Source organism: Sphingobacterium paramultivorum (assembly GCF_014109745.1).
GTDB lineage: Bacteria > Bacteroidota > Bacteroidia > Sphingobacteriales > Sphingobacteriaceae > Sphingobacterium > Sphingobacterium paramultivorum.
Window position 1 is genome coordinate 5,067,082 of the sequence record NZ_CP058555.1, and the last position, 20,006, is coordinate 5,087,087.

General features: G+C 39.2%; 16 protein-coding genes. 13 read left to right on the top strand and 3 right to left on the bottom strand.

Going from position 1 to position 20,006, the window contains the following annotated elements; translation table 11 throughout:
• Nucleotides 1–99: 99 nt before the first annotated feature.
• From HS960_RS21150 to HS960_RS21165, 4 genes are all read left to right on the top strand, one after another.
• Entirely contained in the window at nt 100–1,890 is a 1,791-nt protein-coding gene (locus HS960_RS21150; protein ID WP_227550074.1) for a TrkH family potassium uptake protein, read from the top strand.
• A 110-nt stretch (nt 1,891–2,000) separates the two neighbouring features.
• A complete protein-coding gene (locus HS960_RS21155; protein ID WP_153844521.1) occupies nt 2,001–2,687 on the top strand; it encodes a potassium channel family protein in 687 nt (228 codons plus the stop codon).
• 3 nt (nt 2,688–2,690) lie between these two features.
• Nucleotides 2,691–3,011 (top strand): YbjQ family protein, encoded by a 321-nt coding sequence (locus tag HS960_RS21160; RefSeq protein ID WP_046673052.1) that lies wholly within the window; start codon nt 2,691–2,693, stop codon nt 3,009–3,011.
• Nucleotides 3,012–3,334: 323 nt separating this feature from the next.
• Nucleotides 3,335–5,815 carry a YfhO family protein gene (locus HS960_RS21165; RefSeq protein WP_153844520.1) on the top strand — a complete coding sequence of 827 codons (2,481 nt, stop codon included), beginning with the start codon at nt 3,335–3,337 and terminating at the stop codon, nt 5,813–5,815.
• Nucleotides 5,816–5,845: 30 nt separating this feature from the next.
• Here HS960_RS21165 and HS960_RS21170 read toward each other — a convergent pair whose 3' ends face one another.
• Nucleotides 5,846–6,442 (bottom strand): ribonuclease HII, encoded by a 597-nt coding sequence (locus HS960_RS21170; protein WP_153844519.1) that lies wholly within the window; start codon nt 6,440–6,442, stop codon nt 5,846–5,848.
• 269 nt (nt 6,443–6,711) lie between these two features.
• Here HS960_RS21170 and HS960_RS21175 point away from each other — a divergent pair, with 269 nt between their 5' ends.
• From HS960_RS21175 to fabD, 3 genes are all read left to right on the top strand, one after another.
• Nucleotides 6,712–9,549: an outer membrane beta-barrel protein gene (locus HS960_RS21175; RefSeq protein ID WP_153844518.1), complete on the top strand. Its 2,838-nt coding sequence runs from the start codon at nt 6,712–6,714 to the stop codon at nt 9,547–9,549.
• A 227-nt stretch (nt 9,550–9,776) separates the two neighbouring features.
• The gene (locus HS960_RS21180) at nt 9,777–11,006 is read left to right on the top strand and encodes a M16 family metallopeptidase (RefSeq protein ID WP_182330598.1); all 1,230 of its coding nucleotides are present in this window, start codon (nt 9,777–9,779) and stop codon (nt 11,004–11,006) included.
• Nucleotides 11,007–11,226: 220 nt separating this feature from the next.
• Nucleotides 11,227–12,117, top strand: a complete 891-nt coding sequence (fabD, locus tag HS960_RS21185) for an ACP S-malonyltransferase (protein WP_153844516.1) — start codon at nt 11,227–11,229, stop codon at nt 12,115–12,117.
• Nucleotides 12,118–12,402: 285 nt separating this feature from the next.
• On the opposite strand, the gene HS960_RS21190 is transcribed toward fabD, so the two are convergent.
• A complete protein-coding gene (locus tag HS960_RS21190) occupies nt 12,403–13,134 on the bottom strand; it encodes an RDD family protein (protein ID WP_153844515.1) in 732 nt (243 codons plus the stop codon).
• Nucleotides 13,135–13,248: 114 nt separating this feature from the next.
• Between HS960_RS21190 and HS960_RS21195 the strand changes: the two genes are divergently transcribed.
• From HS960_RS21195 to HS960_RS21220, 6 genes are read left to right on the top strand one after another with little or no spacing between them, the layout of a single operon-like run.
• Complete coding sequence (locus HS960_RS21195) at nt 13,249–14,211, top strand: stage II sporulation protein M (RefSeq protein WP_153844514.1); 963 nt, start codon at nt 13,249–13,251, stop codon at nt 14,209–14,211.
• Nucleotides 14,202–15,113, top strand: coding sequence for an ABC transporter permease (locus HS960_RS21200; protein WP_182330599.1), 912 nt, complete (start codon nt 14,202–14,204; stop codon nt 15,111–15,113). The genes HS960_RS21195 and HS960_RS21200 overlap by 10 nt, the downstream gene beginning before the upstream one ends.
• Nucleotides 15,106–15,984: a DUF4129 domain-containing protein gene (locus tag HS960_RS21205; protein WP_153844512.1), complete on the top strand. Its 879-nt coding sequence runs from the start codon at nt 15,106–15,108 to the stop codon at nt 15,982–15,984. Before HS960_RS21200 ends, HS960_RS21205 begins: the two co-directional genes overlap by 8 nt.
• Nucleotides 15,981–17,174, top strand: coding sequence for a DUF4350 domain-containing protein (locus HS960_RS21210; protein ID WP_153844511.1), 1,194 nt, complete (start codon nt 15,981–15,983; stop codon nt 17,172–17,174). The genes HS960_RS21205 and HS960_RS21210 overlap by 4 nt, the downstream gene beginning before the upstream one ends.
• The gene (locus HS960_RS21215; protein WP_153844510.1) at nt 17,171–18,160 is read left to right on the top strand and encodes an AAA family ATPase; all 990 of its coding nucleotides are present in this window, start codon (nt 17,171–17,173) and stop codon (nt 18,158–18,160) included. Before HS960_RS21210 ends, HS960_RS21215 begins: the two co-directional genes overlap by 4 nt.
• On the top strand, nt 18,160–19,488 hold the full coding sequence (locus tag HS960_RS21220; RefSeq protein WP_153844509.1) for a DUF58 domain-containing protein: 1,329 nt from the start codon (nt 18,160–18,162) through the stop codon (nt 19,486–19,488). Before HS960_RS21215 ends, HS960_RS21220 begins: the two co-directional genes overlap by 1 nt.
• Here HS960_RS21220 and HS960_RS21225 read toward each other — a convergent pair.
• A complete protein-coding gene (locus HS960_RS21225; RefSeq protein ID WP_200845542.1) occupies nt 19,481–19,885 on the bottom strand; it encodes a Dabb family protein in 405 nt (134 codons plus the stop codon). The genes HS960_RS21220 and HS960_RS21225 overlap by 8 nt on opposite strands.
• Nucleotides 19,886–20,006 lie beyond the last annotated feature (121 nt).

Consider the following 20,006-nt stretch of genomic DNA (forward strand, 5'->3'; position numbering starts at 1 on the left):
TTTTTTATAAATACTCATTGTCGGCTTCGTTAGCGCGCCAAAAAATACAACGGAGATAGATTTGCATTTATTGACAGATTTATCTTAGTTTGAGACATTATGATAGATTCGATTTTAAGTTTTATCCGATTTGTTTTCAAATATAAAAATGGGCTTGTAGACAAAATCATGTTCTATGTGAGCATGATTTGCGCTGCAATCGTTATTTTCAATGTGGGCTATGTCACTGATCCTGCATTGGGAAAATTGCTGGGTAAAACAATTCATTATCTTTTCTTTGTCCTCTTTTTCATGATTGCTCTCCGCGAGTCATCTTCCATTTACGCACTCAAAAAAATTGCTGTTGAGCATTACGCGGGCTTAGTTATCCTCATTTACTTTGTATTTATTCTTATTGCCCGTTTTGCAGGATTTGGAGCGCTTTCTGTTTTTTCAAGAGAACAGTGGGTTTATCTAGGAATCTATCTTATTTTTATCGCGGAGCTATCGAAAAGCACGCTTTTCTTTGACAATTTTTATTTTAATCCGACAATATTATTTGTCATCAGTTTCCTGGTTCTTATCTTGCTCGGGACCGTACTCTTGATGCTGCCCCGTACCACGGTAGAAGCTCCATTAAGTTTTGTGGACGCCTTATTTATGGCAACTAGTGCTGTTTGTATCACTGGCTTGTCGGTTGCCGATATTTCAACCAATTTTAGCATGTTCGGACAAACTGTGGTCATTGTCCTGATACAGGTAGGCGGATTGGGCATTATGACCTTTACAGGTTTTTTTGGCTATTTTTTCTCCGGGGGATTTTCTTTTAAGAACCAATTGATGTTTGGTGAAATTCTAGGTGAAAATAAGGTTGCCTCTGTCATTAAAACCCTATTGACCATGATATTTATTACGCTGCTGTTTGAGTTTCTTGGTGCTATACTGATCTTTAGTACCCTAGAAAGTGCTAATTTTCCAAATTTAGGGAGCATGGTTTTCTTTTCGATCTTTCATTCTATTTCTTCATTCTGTAATGCTGGATTTTCGATCTTATCTGGGGGAATTACCAATGAAGCCTATAAATTCAATTACCCATTCCAATTGGCGTTATCGTCGCTCTTCATTCTTGGCGGTTTGGGTTTTGGAATTGTATTGAATTTCTACACCTATATTAAAGAATCCATATTGCTTTATTATCACCGATGGATCACAAAGAAAAACTATAAGCATAAAGCATGGAGCTTTAGCTTTAATTCTAAATTGGTGCTGATTTGTAACGCGATTATTATTGTAGGTGCAACTTTGTTTTTCTACTTTTTGGAGCGAGGGAACACACTTTCTCTTGAGCGGGGAATCGATGGTGAATGGGCGACTTCCTTCTTTATGGCCAATGCAGCGCGTTCGGCAGGATACAATAGTGTTGATTTGAGTTTTGTCGGGCCACCGACTGTTTTTTTGATTATGCTTCTGATGTGGGTCGGGGCTTCTCCCGGATCTACTGGTGGGGGAGTAAAGGTAACTACCGTTGCTGTTTCACTGTTGAATATTGTTTCTCTGGCTAAGGGAAAAGAATATATTGAGATTTTTAAAAGGAGGATAGCCGGCGAGTCTGTTAACAAAGCGTTTGCTATTATTCTGTTGTCGCTATTCGTCGTTGGGTTCAGTTTTTTTGTGCTCATTTTTACAGATCCCGATAAGAGTATGAAAGCACTCCTCTTTGAATCACTATCAGCCTATACAACATGTGGGTTAAGTTTGGGGATTACACCATCACTCAGTATGGGCGGAAAATTGATTATTGCCTTAACAATGCTCGTCGGACGTGTGGGTATGCTGACTCTGCTGGTCGCTTTTATTAAAAATACAACACGGAGAAATATTGTATTTCCGGAAGAAAAGATCTTGTTTTAGGTACATAGAAGGGTGTTTTGATTAACTCTTGAAGGCCTTATCAGAGAAATATAAGTATATAAATCGAAAGAGAGCTTGGAAATAAAAGTAAATTTATTTTAGTTTGAGATATGAAGTATATTGTTTTAGGATTGGGGCATTTTGGACGTTCTTTAGGAATACATCTTACTGAGCTCGGACATGAGGTGATTGGTGCCGACCGAAATCTCAGCATCGTTGAACAGCTAAAGGACAAGATAACACATACGGTATGCCTAGACACAACCGACCGAGAGGCGGTTTCTTCATTACCACTGAAAGATGCGCATGCTGTCATTGTTGCTATTGGAGAAGATGAAGGAGCTTCGCTTATGACCGTGGCCCTCTTAAAACAGTTGAAGGTCAAACGTATCATTGGCCGTATCGTTTCAGATTTACAAAAGACTGTTTTGGAGGCAATGGAAATCAATGAATATATTATGCCCGAAGAAGAAGCTGCTGAGCGATTGGCGATGCGCTTGGACAATATTGATATTGTCGATTCGTTTAAGGTTTCGGATAAATATTCCATTGTGGAGACTAAAGTGCCTGCTCGTTATGTGGGCATGACATTACGTGAAGCGAACCTGACCAATTTATACAAGGTTATCGTGTTGACCACTGTGAAGATCACAGAAACGAAGAAGGACGGTGTGACCAAAGAACAAAAGGAAGCCTCTGGAATTGCTGCCTCGGAAACGATCATGGAAGAAGGCGATATTTTGGTTGTTTTTGGGGAGTTATCCAATATTAATAAGTTAATTCAAAAAGGAGAATAAAATATGTTATTGACAACAACTGGTACTATTGAGGGGCACCAAATTGAACGTTATTTGGGGATAGTCTCTTCCGAAGTGGTTCTGGGAGCGAATGCAATCAAGGATATGATGGCGGGTTTTCGTGATTTTTTTGGCGGAAGATCCAATTCTTATGAACGTGCATTCCAGGAAACCCGTGAGGCAGCGCTACGTGAACTTGAAGACCGCGCTCGCGCTTTAGGGGCTGATGCTGTCGTTGGGGTTCGACTGGACTTTCAAACCGTAGGAACAGGGGGTATGATGATGGTAGGCGCAACGGGAACGGCCGTAAAAATGAGATCTTAATTACCTAAAGCCCTAAATAACATTAGGGCTTTTTTAGTGCTTAAAAGACGTGACATGGATCGATCGTATTTAATACCTATTATAAACTTTCTGTTAACAGCAATCTGAGCGATAATTATAATTGTATATAAAAACAAATTTATCTAAGTTTGGCTTTTAAGACTTTTAAACAACCTAAGAAGGTAAATGAAATCATCGAGTTTTATCAAACCGCGTGTAATGTGTTCATAAATACAACGAAAGGCAAGTTATGAATGAACGATTATTTGGTAAATTGAATAAATTAGATATATTCATCACCTTTAAATGACAAATTTATACGGATGAAAAATTGGTTTAAGGCGAATTCGGCACATTTGATCGTTATTGCGATATTCATTGCGCTCGTATTTTTTTATTTTACCCCTGTTTGGCAAGGAAAAACGCTTGCGCAGTCGGATGTGGTACAAGCGCAGGCGGCACAGAAGGAATTATTTGATTTTAAGGCAAAGGATGGTAAAGCGCCCTTATGGACTAACTCTATGTTTGGCGGGATGCCGACTTATCAAATTTGGCAAGAAAATGAGAATAACATTGGTACTTATTTCTTAAAAGCGGTTAAGTTCGCCTTTCCGAGCCCAATGGATACGGTGCTGTTTTATTTGTTGGGTGCTTATTTCCTTTTTAGTGTCTTAAGGATCAAACCCTGGCTGGCAGCAATTGGTGCAATAGCCATTGCGTTTACATCCTATAATTTTATTTATATTGAAGCTGGGCATATAACAAGGGCTAATGCAATTGCATTTATTCCACCCGTTATTGCTGCGGTCATTATGTGTTATCGGGGAAGTAAATTGTGGGGCCCTGTATTATTGGCTCTGTTTCTTTCGCTGGAGATTCGTGTAAATCACTTGCAAACAACCTATTACCTGTTGATAGTCCTGATGGTATACGTGATTTTCACTTTCGTAGATGCAATTAAACAAAAACAATTAAAAGGTTTTTTTATTGCTTCGGGTAGGCAGATTATCGCAGTGGTCATCGCTTTGATGGTAAATGCATCAATTTTATTACCAACTTGGGAATATAGTAAATTAAGTACGCGTGGACATGCCAATATCACGAAGGTTGATAACAACAACACCAAAGAGAAAGGGCTTGATAAAGAATATGCCTATGAGTGGAGCCAAGGGATTGGTGAAACCATTACCTTTTTGATTCCAAATGCATATGGTGGTTCAACTGGCGGACAATTGGACGAAAAATCACATGTCGCTAAATTCCTAATGGAACGAGGAGGTGCGTCGGAGATTCAAGCTGGTCAGATGGCTCAAGGCATGCCAACCTATTGGGGCGATAAACGTTTTACTTCGGGACCATGGTATTTTGGGGCCGGTGTTTTTTTCCTATTTGTTTTAGGCCTTTTTATTGTCAAAGATCGGATCAAGTGGTGGATTTTGGCAACAACCATTTTAGCATTGCTTTTGTCATTTGGAAAAAACTTTACACTTGTATCAGATCTGTTCTTTGACTATTTCCCAATGTACAATAAGTTTAGGGCTGTTGAATCCATTCTTGTTGTGGTTTCCATTACAGTACCTATGATGGCAATTTTGGCTGTCAACGAGCTTTTGACACGGGCGAAGGAGATTCCACACTTAGATAAAAAAGTGCTGTATACTTTTATTGGTGTCGGCGGCGTCTGTCTTCTTATTGGCGTGATGCCCGATCTCTTTTTAAGTTTTAGGAATGCTGAGCATAGCAATTTAGTAGCAACGTTTGAGCACCAGATAGGCGACAAGGCCTTTGCGACGGAGTTGGCAAATCAATTGGTCTTAGATCGCAAAGATATTGCGAGTAAAGATGCCTATCGTTCCTTTGTCATCGTTCTATTAACTTTTGGATTTGTTTGGGTCTTTTTAAAGAAGAAACTGAGCGAAGGTGTATTACTGGGGACATTGCTGGTCTTATTCTTGTTTGACTTATGGAGCATAGATAAACGCTCTTTGAATGATAAATCTTTTATGGAAAAAGGAGCTACTGCACAGCAAGTATTCCAACAACGTGAAGTGGATCAATTGATCTTAATGGATAAAGATCCAAGCTACCGCGTACTAGACTTGACTTCGGACCCGTTTTCGGATGCCCGTCCATCCTACTTCCATAAATCTCTAGGTGGATACCATGCTGCAAAATTAATGCGCTTCCAGGAAATTCTGGAAAATCAATTTAATGGTGCGCTCAATGAAGATGTGTTGGATATGTTTAATGTGCGTTATCTGATTACAACAGATCCTCAAAATCAATCACAGCGTATTGTGCGGAGAAGTACCGCGGCAGGAAATGCCTGGTTTGTGGATCGGGTAAGTTTTGTGAAAGGAAATGCCGAGGAGATGCAGGCTATCAGCTCGTTTGATCCGCATAAAGAAGCTTTTGTCAACCAGCAATATCAAAATGAAGTAAAAGCGAAGACTTCGAATGCGTCGACATCAGGCGAGATTAAACTGACATCATACCACCCGGATAAAATGCAATATGAATATACAGCGGCTAGTGATGCATTTGCGGTATTTTCTGAAGTATTTTATGATAAAGGTTGGAAAGCCTATGTGGATGGAAAGGAAACGCCAATTATTCGTGCCGACTATATCCTAAGAGCATTACAGTTGCCAGCAGGTACACATAAGGTAGAATTTATCTTTGATCCTGAATCGCACAAAATGGGTAATTTATTGACATTAATCTCGTCTATTGTTCTTGTACTGGGAATAGGAGCGGCGATATATTTCTCCTTTAGAGGGAATAAAAAAGAAACAGCGGCTTAAAGCTGTTTCTTTTCGAAGCATTTTAGAGCTTTAGAATAATTTGAGCTGCGGATCGGTTATTCTAAAGCTCTTTCTATGATGTGGAGTGGAGCCGTGTGCCAATACGGCTGTTCTGTGCTTAACTGTCGGATACCCTTTGTTGTTGAGCCAGTCGTAATCGGGATAATCCAAGGCGATGTTATCCATGTATTCATCCCGGTAAGTTTTAGCCAGAATCGAAGCTGCGGCAATCGATAGATATTTCCCGTCGCCCTTGATGATACATGTATGTGGTATTTGCTGATATGGAATAAACTTGTTCCCGTCAACAATAATATACTCGGCTTTGGTCTTTAAGAGATCAAGTGCCTTGTGCATCGCTAGGTAGCTCGCCTTGTGGATATTTATGCGATCTATTTCTTCTGCTGAGACGCTCGCAACGGCATAAGCAAGGGCTTCGCGCTCAATGATGGGGCGTAAAGCCATCCTCTTTTTTTCACTAAGTTGTTTGGAGTCATTAAGAAGTTCGTGATGGTAGTCTGTCGGGAAAATCACTGCTGCAGCGAAAACTGGCCCTGCCAGACAACCTCTTCCCGCTTCGTCACAGCCGGCCTCTATCCACTGCTCCTGATAATATGATAATAGCATGTTCAGTTCTTTAAAATAGCCGAAAATACAAATAAATTTAGAGTTATCTATTGTAACTTCTGTGTGAATATCGACCGTTTACATTAATTAACACTAATAATGTCTTCTTTTGTAAAGATTTAGAGCGCTAGACTATTAAAACGTTGGAATAATTTCCATTAACAAAATAAAAGTTTGTTCTTGTCTAGGCCATATTGTTTCAAATTAAACTTGAGCAATAGTTTTAGAGTCAAAGATTTATCAATTATAGAAATATAAAAATACGTATTATGAGAGGCTTTGTGCTTTTTTTGTTTAGTATGCTGATGGGATGGACCGTTTATGGCCAGACGAAGAGCGTACAGGGAATGTTGAAGGACGACAAGAATCGAATTGTCGCCGGTGCAACAGTGAAATTAACGTCAAAATTGGATTCCATGACGACAGGATCCAATATGGCCGGGATTTTTATCTTTGATAAAGTCAAGGCGGACACCTTTAAAATTACGGTTTCAAACCTTGGTTTCGAACGTTTTGAGCAGGAATTTAGTATCCCTAAAGGCGAATCAAAGCATATTATTCCAAGTTTGACTTTACAACAGAACTCACAGATGCTACAAGAAGTTGTTGTTGATGGTGTTCCTACAGTCGTTGTCAAAAGTGATACCCTCGAATATACCATGAAAGATCTAAAACTCCGCGATGGGGCTGTTGCAGAGGACGCTTTGAAAAAATTACAAGGGGTCGAAGTCGATAAGGATGGTAATGTTACGGCACAAGGGGAGTCTGTTAAGCGGGTTCGTATAAATGGAAAAGATTTCTTCGGTGGAGATGTCAAGACAGCTACACAAAATCTACCGGCAAATATTATCCAAAAGATGCAGGTCATCGATGACTATGGCGATATGGCCAATGTCACCGGTAATAAAACGGGTGATTCAGAAAAAGTATTAAATATTCAGATTGACCCAAAATACAATACAGGACACATGACTACCCTACGGGCAGGCGTGGGAACCGAAGATCGTTACCAGGCTACAGGGATGTGGATGGGAATGCGCGAAGGTGAACAAATTTCTGTATTGGGAAATTTGAACAATACCAATGCACCCTTATTTGATTTTAGTACCGTAGGTGGTGGTGCGCGTCGTGGCCAAGGTGGCGGCGGCCGTCGCGGCGGCGGCATGTTTGGCGGATCGGACGGTTTAACTAAAATCGGTTCTATTGGGCTGAATTACCGTAAAGACTTTAATGATAAATTGACGGTTTACGGTAGTTACAGTTATAGCCATAGCAACAATACAACAATATCGCAGCGCTTTCAGGAAAATACACTACCTAATATCATGCAAACGGATAGTGTTCAATCTAATTCCAATACGGTAGGAGCAAGCCACCGTTTTGAAGCAAATGTTGAATGGAAACCTACAACAAAAGATTATATCAAAATTTCTCCTCAGTTTGGTTACGACAATAGTGATGTAACGACAGGTACTAATTCGCTAACTTACCGTAGTAACGTATTTAATAATTCACAGGCCCAAGATATTGTTGCAAATTCTACTGCACCGAGATTTGGGATTAGCGGATTGTATAATCATAAATTTAATGATAAAGGAAGGAATGTTTTTGTAAACATGAACTTCAATAATGCAAAAACAACGAAGGATCAGAATGCAATTTTAGATAGGCTATTGGCTGATCCCAACAATGCAAATGCTCCTTTAGACTCGATTTATGAAAAAACGATTCTGGAAGCAAATAATAAAAGTTGGAATGGGGGGGCTTCGGTGAATTATACTGAACCTGTTTCCGAGAAAGGAAAAGTAGAGTTTACCTATGATTTCAACAAAAACAAGTATGACAATTCGAATAAACAACAAGGGTTTGATCGCGATGGAAACCTTATTGCAGAAGATCCCAAGTTGAATTTTGATTATAATTATGATTATTCCTTCACAACACATAAAATCGGAGCAAACTATTTGTATAGTGGCGATAAAATAACCTATTCCATTGGAGCAGCGGCTCAGCCTTCTCAATTGAGAGGCGATGCGATCAGTTCAGGATTAGTGGTTCCAATTCATCGGAACAACATGAACTGGATGCCTATTGCACGTTTTGAGTATAAATTTTCGAGACAGTCCAATATCTCTGTCAATTATTCGGGAACACCGAATGAGCCTTCGGTAACCCAAATTTTGCCATTTGATATGAGTACAAACCGGACCAGTATCGTGATCGGTAATGCAAATTTGAATCCGGAGTTTAGCCATCAATTGAATGTAAGATTCCGTAAGAATGATTTTCAAAAGGGAAACAACTTTTTTGCGTTCGTTAATGCCGGTCTTACTAACAACAAGATTGTGAGCTTGAGCAAAAGCTATTTTGATGATCTAATGGATTATCAAACAGGACAGACAAATTCAACGCTAGTTTCTGAAACCCGCTATTTGAATGAAACAAGCGATAAGCCATTTAATGTGAGTTCTTTCTATCATTATGGTAAATCACTGAAAGAAAAAACATATAATATTATGTTAATGGGTGGTGTGTCTTACAATAAAAATATTGGATATGTTTCCACGGAGAAAGATGATAACATCGGTCAAAAGAACGTCGCCCGGAATATTGTATTAAATCAAGGTTTAATGTTTAGATATAATCCTTCCGAGAATTTAGAAATAAATCCGGGAGTACGCTACCAATTTAATCATACAGAGAATTCATTGACAAATCGTACGACGAATGTTTCTTCTTGGACACCAACATTGATTGGCTCTGTTAACATAACAAAAACAACCATTTTCGGAGCGGATCTATCCAAACAATTCAACAGTGGTTATGGAGCCGGCATTAACGCAAATCCTTTCGTCATAAATACCTACTTGGAGCAGAAGTTCTTGAGTCAACAACGTGGTACTGTACGTCTACAAGCATTTGACTTGTTAAATCAGCAAACGAATGTTTCAAGAACGGTGAGTGAGTCTATGATTACAGATAGCCGTACCAACCGTTTGGGTCGATATTTTATGATTCTGTTTACCTATAAATTCCAAAAATTTGCGATGGGAAATCCAGAAGGAGAGAATAGATTTCCGGGCGGAATGAGACCTCCGCGTATGTAATCTGATTCCTATAGGATATAAAAACGGTCATAGTGATTTCGCTATGACCGTTTTGCATTTAAAAATGCCTAGTTTTGTGAAGACTTCATATGCCCATACGATTTTGAAGATAGAGCAACGTAACAAAAAATGTAAGATTTTATATTTTTTGTTTTAGGGAAGATTGTCAAGGTTAATGGGCACAAAAAATAGATAAACTAAAAGAAGCTACAGCAAGTTTGTACTGCATGGAATACGAAATTATTAGACTTTCAAACGGAATACGCGTAGTATTTCAATATCAAAATTTACCGGTTACACATGTCTGCATGGTCATCAACGCAGGGTCTCGGGACGAGTCTGCTGGGAAGTATGGTGTAGCCCATTTTATTGAGCACCTTTTATTTAAGCGTACTGAAAGACGCTCTACACAACAGATTATAAATCATTTGGAATCCGTTGGCGGAGATTTAAATGCCTATACGACGAAGGAGTATACCTGTGTACATGCCTCTATTCTTCAGCCTTATTTAAATCGTGCGTTAGATCTTTTTGAAGATATCTTTTTTCATTCCACTTTCCCCGACATAGAATTGGATAAAGAAAAATCTGTCATTGTAGATGAAATGGCATCTTATCTGGATAGCCCGGAAGAGTCTATTGTGGACGATTTTGAAGATCTGGTTTTTCAGGGATCTGGTTTAGGGCATAATATTTTGGGCCTGGAAGATCAGCTTCTTGCACTGCAAAAGGGTGATATTGTCGATTTTATGCGGGCAAATTATGATACAAATGAAATGGTCATTGGTATCACGGGAAATTATACGCTAAAAGAAGTTGAGCGATTGTTGCACAAAGTGTTTGGGACGGTGCCTTCAAATACGATAGAACGTCTCCGCAATGATGTCAGACCGCTTGTTGAACAGCATGTTGCCGTAGGCAAGCCAATCAATCAGGTGCATTATATGCTCGGTTCTTTAGCTTATAATTATCGAGATGACCGTAAGACGGGGCTGCTGCTTTTAAATAATATGCTTGGTGGAATGGGAATGGGATCTATCCTGAATCTTTCCATACGGGAGAAATATGGAATAGCCTATACCATTGAATCTAATTATACTATTTTTTCGGATACAGGGTTATTTAGTATTTACCTCGGTACCGATGAAGAAAAAGTTGAAAAAGCTAAAAAACTCGTCTTTAAAGAACTTGCGAAGCTGAGCGAGCAACCGCTATCCGAAACTGCAGTAAAAAAGGCGAAGCAGAAATTTATTGGGCAGATTGCTTTGACCGAAGAGAACCGTATGAGTATGATTATCTCTGCCGCGAAAAACGTGATGGACTATGATCGTGTCATCTTATTGGACGAAGTAATTGAAAAAATTCAGGATTTGACGAATACAGGGCTGCTGGAAATAGCACAAGATGTATTTGATCCGAAGAAGATGTTGTCGCTAAGTTTTGTTCCCGAAGACTGAATTTAAGGACCGATTTAGACCTTTCAGAGGAGATGAATAATATGAGATCGATGGGCCGACGATGGGAATAATAGCTGGCTGACATGAATTTATATTGCATATAAAAAGCAATTTATCTAAGTTTGCGCTTACGGGAATTCGTTCTTCTCAACCATTGACTGCCTAAGGCAGATTCAATACCTATGGTAGCAGACAAATAAATGAATAAAAAATATAAGGGATGAAAACAGCATATGTATTTCCTGGTCAAGGGGCCCAATTTGTTGGAATGGGGCAAGACCTGTATAATTTAAATGATGAAACGAAAGCCTTGTTCGAACAGGCTAACGATATTTTAGGGTTCCGCATCACGGATATTATGTTTTCCGGTACGGATGAGGAATTGAAACAAACGAAAGTAACCCAACCTGCTATTTTCTTGCATTCGGTTATTTTGGCGAAAGCCTTGGGAGAGTCTTTTCAACCGGACATGGTTGCAGGCCACTCATTAGGTGAGTTTTCGGCTTTGGTATCAGCCGGTGCATTGAGCTTTGAAGATGGCTTGAAATTGGTTGCACAACGTGCTAATGCGATGCAAAAAGCATGTGAGCTTCAACCTTCAACGATGGCTGCGATATTAGGTCTGGAAGATGCTATAGTGGAAGATATCTGTGCTCAGGTTGATGATGTCGTGGTAGCTGCAAATTATAACTGTCCTGGGCAATTGGTTATTTCGGGATCTATTGAAGGTGTGGATAAAGCTTGTGCTTTATTGACCGAGGCTGGTGCTAAGCGCGCATTAAAATTAAACGTGGGTGGAGCATTTCACTCACCACTAATGGAATCTGCCAAAGTTGAATTGCAAGCGGCTATAGAAGCTGTAGACATTTTGTCGCCTAGCTGTCCGATCTATCAAAATATCGATGCCAAACCACAGACAGATCCAGCGATTATCAAGCAAAATCTTATTGCGCAATTAACTGGCGCTGTACGATGGACGCAGACAGTACAAAATATGTTGGCCGATGGTGCAACAGCTTTTGTAGAAGTTGGTCCAGGAAATGTATTGCAGGGATTGGTTAAGAAGGTCGACCGTCAAGTTCAGACTTCCGCAGCATCAGTGACCGCGTAACAAAATATTCAGTATAAAAAAGGAATTATTTTGCAATGCCCTCAAAAAGTGTCCAACTTTTTGAGGGCATTTTTTATGAACGAAAAATCGGAATCACATCAAGAATTCCCTGTAAAAATGGATAAGACGTAGGGATCATTTTCGGAGATTACTCGGTGCTTCTTCGGTGCTTGTTCGGAGCTCGTTCGGTGTTTCTTCGGTTGCAACCGAAGAAACACCGAACGAGCTCCGATCGATATCCGTTTTTTAACCGAGAGAATGCCGAATCAACTATGGGCTTAAAAACTATTTATCCTTAAACATACTGTAATGATCTTTCATGACTTGCAGTACAAAATCATTGGGGGTCATTTTTTCCGGATGTTTAACCTCCATCACCGTTTCCAGCCGTTGTACTAAAGCAGTTAAAATTCCTACATCTCTTCTATCAAAAGCTGTTTGATAGATCTCTTTGACTGAGTTGGCATCTTTATCACTCAATTTAATCACTTGAGGAAATAGGATAGGGTGATTGTCGAATGTCTCTTCGTAGATTGTGTCGCTCAATTTTAAGGTGGGTTTGAGACTGATAACAGAAGTTTCACCAGCAATATCTCCAATGCGTTGTCCATTTTTGGATAAAACGATCGAAGTAATGGCGACACCACCCATCGTCATCCAGATATCTACAATAGATAGACTCCATCTGGATAAGTACTGATAGAAGTTGGCACGCGATCCGTCAAGTTTGACGACCTTTATTTTCATGATTTTCTTGCCGACTGTTTGGCCTCCGAAAGCTGTTTCAGTAATCAAAGTAAAAAAAAATGCAGGTAAGGTCAATGCCATCATAATCCCATAAAAGAGATAGGGATCTCCTGCGTTCATGTTTATGCTGTCCAAGAGAAAAAAGCAAAAGAAATAATAACAGACTATAATAAAATAATCTATTGCAAATGCGATCATTCTTGAGCCAAGACTGGCAAGATTATATTCGATTTTTACATTTTGTGCCGTATTTATCTCAAGCTTATTCATATGCAAATTAGTTGAATTTAATGTAATATAGAATATCTAGGTCATTTTAGCTCTAATTTGTGCTTTTCAATCATGGATATTTCCTATATTTGGTTATGCCAGTTAAAAAAATTAATGAGAGAAGCATCCTTTGTAGAACGAAATAAAGAAAAATGGACGTTAATTGAAAATAATTTATCAATTAATATGCAGGTTGATCCAGATGAATTGGCCTCAAATTACATTGAGCTCACAAATGATCTGGCGTATGCACAAACCTTTTATCCTGAAAGTAAGGTAAAGGCTTATCTGAATGAATTGGCCGTAACCGTCCATCAGAAAATCTATAAAGATCAGAAAGCTTCCAATAATAAGTTTAAATCTTTTATCAATGAAGAGATACCGCAGGCGATTTGGTCGATTCGCCGACCCTTGCTGTATTCATTCTTAATTTTTGTTTTGGCTTCGGTCATTGGTTTTGTATCGTCTGTATACGATATGGATTTTATTCGGCTTATTTTAGGTGACTACTATGTCGATTCGACGATAGAAAGCATAAAAGCAGGAGATCCTGCTGCGGTATATGGAAAGGGAAGTGACTTTGGGTCAGCAATTTGGATTACGATTAATAATGTGCGGGTTGCTTTTATGGCCTTTGCTGCTGGGCTATTTTTCAGTGTAGGTACAGGTTATGTTTTGTTTAGCAATGGTATTATGCTTGGTGCATTTCACCATATGTTTTTCCAGTATGGCGTTATGGGGAAAGCCATGTCAGCGATTTGGATTCATGGCACTATTGAGATTTCGGTAATTATTGTGGCTGGAGGATGCGGGTTGGCCATCGGTAATAGCATTCTATTTCCTAAATCGTTTACACGTTTGACATCTTTTGTCCGTACAGCAAAGATTGCGATGAAAGTTCTCGTCAGCACAATTCCTTTTTTTATTATCGCTGGTACATTGGAAGGTTTTGTAACACGGTATTATAATGTGTCAATTTGGTTATGTTTATTGATAATCGTTTTATCCTTACTGGCTATCCTTTATTTTTATGTTATTAATCCTTATCGACTAGCAAAACGATTTCAATGGAAATAGACTTTGAATTTCAAAAAGAACGGAAGATAGGGGACTTTGTCCAAAGTTTTATAGACCTTTTTAAATTGATCTATAGGCACTTTGTTTCTACTATTTTTGGTTTATCTGCTCTGCCACTGGCGGGGATTGCCTTGGTTTATTATTTTCTGTCTACAAAAATCACATTCTCTGCCAAAAGTGATTCTTTTGAGGATATCGATGCTTTTACTTGGGCTGGATTACTCATTCTGGCACTGATAGCTTTGGGGCTGTACGTTTATGGTATTTCTATCGAATATTTTGTACTGCTCAAAGAGCGCAAAAGTACAGCATTTTCGGGAGCGGAGGTGCTGAAGAATTTCAGATCAAACCTCGGGAAATACTTTATGTTTTTAATTGCCATGATATTGGCATTAATTGTCGTCTTTATTCCCCTGGCCATCGTCGCTGCAATTTGTGCTTTTATCCCTTTCGTCGGAAGTTTTGCGATCGGTATTTTGGGGTCCATGGTTGGCATCTGGTTATTTTGCTCATTTTTATTTTATCGTGAAGGCTATTCGGATCTGGGCAGTTGTTTTACGGACGCCTATGTGATGCTGAGCAAAAAATTGATTCAGTATGGTATTGCCACCTATATCGTGAATTTTATTTTCCAAATGGCTGTCATGATGATTTCCATTGTACCATTGATTATCATGGGGCTTTTGTCGTTCAACTTCCTTGGAATAGATGCCGCCTTCTTTGACTCATCCTGGGGAAAACTGCTGATGACATTTGGGGGCTTATTTATTACACTATTTACCCTATTTCTTTATATGTCCGGTGTTTTGGCCAACGGTATTATTTACGAAACGGCCAAGGATCTCAAATTTGGAGAACGTATTTATGGCATGATCGAAAAGATAGGAGGAAAAGATGAATAAACTCTTGTCTTTTTTCTGCATTGCCTGTTTGTCGATTATATATGCCTGTGATCCCAAACCAAGGAATACAGAATCCAACAGCGATAGGATTGATTCACTTAATGTGCAAATAGATTCTACCTTAGTGGTAGCCGATTCTGTCGCTATTGACTCGATAGCCGTAAAGGCACCTAATGGCCAAAAGGAAAAAGATGAAATTGACCTGTGGGATCCCACATTATTTGATTCGATTCCAAAATATACCGAAGAACGTTCGTTTAAAATGGATCCTTATCAGGATATCATCAAAAGATACGAGACGGACGATTTTGTTTATTCTGAAAATATTAAAGATCGGGTAGGCGTATTACAGCGAATCCTTGCCCGACTCGCGGATTGGATTGGAAGCATCATGCCAGATAATCCCTATAAATTTCGGGAAGAGTTTGGCTACGTATTTGCCTTTTTAGCTGTTATTGCATTAGCGTTTATCCTCTATAAAGTACTCTACAACAGGAAACAATATTTTATTAAACATAGTGAAGAGGAGAGTGAACTTGACGTTTTAGCCTATGTGGAGCGAAATCTGATGAATAGCAACCTAGAACCTTATATTCAAGAGGCTATTGCCCAAAGGAATTATGCATTGGGAATCCGATACTTACAGCTATTGAATATTCAAAAACTAGCGCAATCAGATCATATAAAATGGAAGCTGAGCAAAACAAATGCTGAATTTGCAGAAGAGATTCAAAACGAGGAGCTCCGTCGTGGATTTGCTGAATGTACAAGAATATTTGATTATGTCTGGTTTGGTCAATTTGAATTGACAGAAGACAATTTTAGTCAATATCAGCAATTGTTTCACCAATATCAAAAACAGATTAAATGAAGGGATCGGTAAAATTTGGATTGATATTATTGACTGTTGTGTTAGTGCTAATAGCTCTTATCGATGCAACAAGTAAGAAACCTATTATCTGGGATCGGACTTTTGATGCAAAGGATAAAAATCCCTTTGGAGCTTATGTATTGCGTCAAGAACTGAAGCATATCATTGATCAAAAGAATACAACAATTGAGCGACCATTGTATGAGTATCTGGATAGCACAAAGAAAACAGACGCTAACTTATTTTTTTATACGTCCTATTTTTCGATGGGTGAAGCAGCGGAAGATAAGTTACTGGATTATGTAAACCGGGGTGGGAAAGCAATGATTGTAGCCGAGGATATTGATAATTATCTATTGGATTCCCTGGGTTTGGAAGCAGATAATTTCTATGGTTTTAAAAAAGGTGTAAATATAAAAAGTCAGTTGCGCGTGCGGTTGATGAACGATAACAATAAAATTCATTACAGTAAATCAGATCTTGGCGAAGTATTTAAAAAACTTCCTAAAAATGCGACCATTTTGGGCTCGATCACCTATAAGGAATTTGCGCTACCGAACTTCATCGCGGTTCAATTTGGTAAAGGAACGTTCTATCTTCACCTGACCCCTGATTTATTTGGGAACTATTACTTGCTGAATTCCGCCTCGCAATATGCCTATGTTGCTAAGTCGTTATCTTATCTAAATGATAAGCCGATCGCTTGGTATGATTTTAAAGCGAATATGGGGCAATATCGGACTCCTTTGCGTGTATTGCTTATGAATGATGGTCTTAGGCAAGCATGGTATGTTTTGTTAGCGGGGCTAGTCCTTTTGCTTGTGTTTAGAAGTAGACGTGAGCAACGGGCTGTGGCGGTAGTGAGCCCGGAACCAAATCTCTCGAAGGAGTTCTGTGGAACCATCGCTACTTTATATTATGAAAATGGTGCACCAGGTAATATGGTCGCAAAAAAAATAGATTACTTCCTGCACGATCTTCGGATGCGGTTTCATTTGGACACGCTGATGTTGCGGGAAGAAGAGTTCAGTGAGGAGCTGGCTGAGCGGTCTGGGGTTTCGCTCGCAGAGACACAATCTTTAATCCGGCTGATTGTTCGTATGGAAGATGCTAAACAACATGATGTGGCTGATCTCAAATTGATTAATGATACAATAGAAGAGTTTAAACATAAAGCAAAAATGATATGAGTGACTTCGATAAATATATATCTTTTGAAAACCGAATAGATGTGTCAGTTTTATTCGATAAAATGGCGCAGGTAAAGTCGGAGGTGAAAAAAGTAATCGTTGGGCAAGATCAATTGATTGATATGCTCTTAATCTCGATCTTGGCTTCAGGGCATTCTTTGATCGAGGGCTTACCTGGGGTAGCAAAAACATTATCCGCAAAATTGATTGCCAAAACTATTCACAGTGAATTCAAGCGGATTCAATTTACACCGGATTTAATGCCTTCGGATGTAACAGGATCGTCGATACTCGATTTGAAAAGTAATGAATTTGAATTTCGTAGAGGACCTATTTTTGCAAATATTGTTTTAATCGATGAAATCAACCGTGCTCCGGCAAAGACACAAGCTGCACTTTTTGAAAGTATGGCGGAGCAACAAGTGTCGGTCGATGGAACGACTTATCGATTGCCAGGACCGTTTGTTGTTTTTGCGACGCAAAACCCCATCGAACACGAAGGTACTTATCGATTGCCGGAAGCTCAGCTCGATCGTTTCTTGTTTAAGATCAATGTGAATTATCCTGAACTTGAACAGGAACTGGAAATATTAAAGGAGCACCATGCCCAAAAAGCACAGAATAAGGAGGATCAGGTTCAGGCTGTAGTCTCGGCCGCAGAAATTTTAGAATTTCAGAAATTGATCAAATCTATCTTTGTTCACGAGGAGTTGTTAACTTATATTGCTCAAGTTATTATAAAGACAAGAACTAATCCAAGTTTGACCCTTGGGGCATCACCGCGGGCTTCTATTGCTTTGTTGGAATCAGCAAAGGCTTCAGCTGCGTTGACAGGCCGAGACTTTGTTACTCCTGAGGATATTCGGAGGGTAGCATCTGCCGTATTGGGCCACCGTGTCATGTTGACTCCAGAAAGGGAAATGGAAGGATTTACCACCGCTTATGTCATCGACCAAATCATTAATTCTGTAGAAATTCCAAGATAATGAAGAAATTAAAGCAGCTTTTTCTAACAAATCAATTCTTCTACTCCCTATTAGGTGTAGCAACACTCTTTACATTTTCTTTTTTCGTTAAAGGATTGTTGATTGTGGCATGGATTGTTTTTTGGATATGGTTGGCTGTTTTGGCTTTTGATTTTATTGTCTTGTTTTCAGGAAAGGGGCGAATTGAGATCACAAGGATATATCCTGAAAAATTATCCAATGGCGATGAAAACCCGATGCGGCTGATTGTGAATTCTTTTTACCCGTTTGGGACAAAAGTGGATATTTTGGAGGAGTTTCCGGTACAGCTTCAAATTCGGGATAAAGATTTTGCGACAAGCTTGCCGGCCTTTCAGCGCTCGGAAATTTCGTTTTCCTTGCGACCCACACAAAGGGGAGTTTATCAGTTTGGTCGTTGTATGGCTTTGGTTAAGCGTTTTGGATTTTTCAAAAGAAGGTTTGTTACCAATCAAGAACAGGAAATACCCTGTTATCCATCCTATATTCAACTGCGAAAATATCAGCTTTTGGCAACAAGTAATCGGTTGAATGAACTGGGTATAAAGCGTATTAGACGGATTGGTTCGGCTATGGAATTTGACCATGTTAGAGAGTATGTGCAGGGGGATGATTATAGACACATGAACTGGAAGGCATCTGCAAAAGTAAAGAAGCTGATGGTCAATCAGTACGAAGAGGAGAAGTCTCAGCCAATTTATTCTTTTATTGATCTAGGTCGTGCAATGCGCATGCCATTCAACGGTCTTACCTTATTGGACTACTCCATTAATGCAGCACTCGTTCTTTCCAATGCGACCATCTTAAAGCAGGACCGTGCCGGATTATTAACCTTTTCAAATGATATCAATGCATTTATAGCCGCTGAGAAGAGGAATAATCAAATGCACAAGATTTCGGAAGCACTATACCAGGTGTCGACCAAATTTGAGGAGTCGGAATTTGGAAGATTATATAGTTATGCCAATGCACATATTAATAAACGTTCGCTGATTTTTGTCTATACAAATTTTGAGACCTTAGATTCCTTAAGACGTCAGATAAATTATCTGTCGATGTTAAATAGAAGCCACATTATTGTCGTTGTTGTTTTTAAAAACGTAGAAATAGAGGATTTAGCGAAGAGTACGCCGAAAAAGACAATAGATATTTACAACCAGGTCATTGCTGAAAAGTTTATCTATGAGAAACAACTTATCGTACAGGAACTGATTCGCAATGGGTTTCAGACAATCTATACAGCGCCCGAAAACCTGACCATTAACTCCATCAATAAATATTTGGAAATTAAGGCACGCGGCCTTATTTAATGATGGAGGTATCTTTAACCGTTACTTTTGTCCAGAGATGTTGATATTTTTCGATCGCTTTTAAATGGATTGGATGTGTCTCGTACGTTGTAATATCTTTAAGGTTTTTGAAAGTGACAATCAACGTATAGTCAAAGCTGTTGTCTACGACAGGTCTCGGGTTTGTCTGAGCCGGAACGCCATAATTAAGAGTTTTGATGACGTCGATTTTTCGAAGATCCTCAAAAAATCCAACAAAATTCTTTTTTTCTTTTTCACTGAGATCTTTTTTTAGCCAAAAATTAACAACATGGACAATGGTGCTGGACTCGATAGCCTCATCCGATTGAACTGTATTTGCCCATGTGGGAGCAGTTACGAGCACCATGGGTGTTAGAAGAAAGTTGCGTCTTTTCATGATCGAAACGGTTTAGAAGCTTTAAGATACAAAACCTTCGTGAATTCACCAACACCAATGACGCTGATCGTGAGAGAAGGGTTCTCGTGATTAATGAAAAATAGACGTTTTCAGCAAACAA

Coding starts and splice junctions, on each gene's coding strand:
- HS960_RS21150 (WP_227550074.1), top strand. CDS start 100: ATGATAGATTCGATTTTAAGTTTTATCCGATTTGTTTTCAAATATAAA.
- HS960_RS21155 (WP_153844521.1), top strand. CDS start 2,001: ATGAAGTATATTGTTTTAGGATTGGGGCATTTTGGACGTTCTTTAGGA.
- HS960_RS21160 (WP_046673052.1), top strand. CDS start 2,691: ATGTTATTGACAACAACTGGTACTATTGAGGGGCACCAAATTGAACGT.
- HS960_RS21165 (WP_153844520.1), top strand. CDS start 3,335: ATGAAAAATTGGTTTAAGGCGAATTCGGCACATTTGATCGTTATTGCG.
- HS960_RS21170 (WP_153844519.1), bottom strand. CDS start 6,442: ATGCTATTATCATATTATCAGGAGCAGTGGATAGAGGCCGGCTGTGAC.
- HS960_RS21175 (WP_153844518.1), top strand. CDS start 6,712: ATGAGAGGCTTTGTGCTTTTTTTGTTTAGTATGCTGATGGGATGGACC.
- HS960_RS21180 (WP_182330598.1), top strand. CDS start 9,777: ATGGAATACGAAATTATTAGACTTTCAAACGGAATACGCGTAGTATTT.
- fabD (WP_153844516.1), top strand. CDS start 11,227: ATGAAAACAGCATATGTATTTCCTGGTCAAGGGGCCCAATTTGTTGGA.
- HS960_RS21190 (WP_153844515.1), bottom strand. CDS start 13,134: ATGAATAAGCTTGAGATAAATACGGCACAAAATGTAAAAATCGAATAT.
- HS960_RS21195 (WP_153844514.1), top strand. CDS start 13,249: ATGAGAGAAGCATCCTTTGTAGAACGAAATAAAGAAAAATGGACGTTA.
- HS960_RS21200 (WP_182330599.1), top strand. CDS start 14,202: ATGGAAATAGACTTTGAATTTCAAAAAGAACGGAAGATAGGGGACTTT.
- HS960_RS21205 (WP_153844512.1), top strand. CDS start 15,106: ATGAATAAACTCTTGTCTTTTTTCTGCATTGCCTGTTTGTCGATTATA.
- HS960_RS21210 (WP_153844511.1), top strand. CDS start 15,981: ATGAAGGGATCGGTAAAATTTGGATTGATATTATTGACTGTTGTGTTA.
- HS960_RS21215 (WP_153844510.1), top strand. CDS start 17,171: ATGAGTGACTTCGATAAATATATATCTTTTGAAAACCGAATAGATGTG.
- HS960_RS21220 (WP_153844509.1), top strand. CDS start 18,160: ATGAAGAAATTAAAGCAGCTTTTTCTAACAAATCAATTCTTCTACTCC.
- HS960_RS21225 (WP_200845542.1), bottom strand. CDS start 19,885: ATGAAAAGACGCAACTTTCTTCTAACACCCATGGTGCTCGTAACTGCT.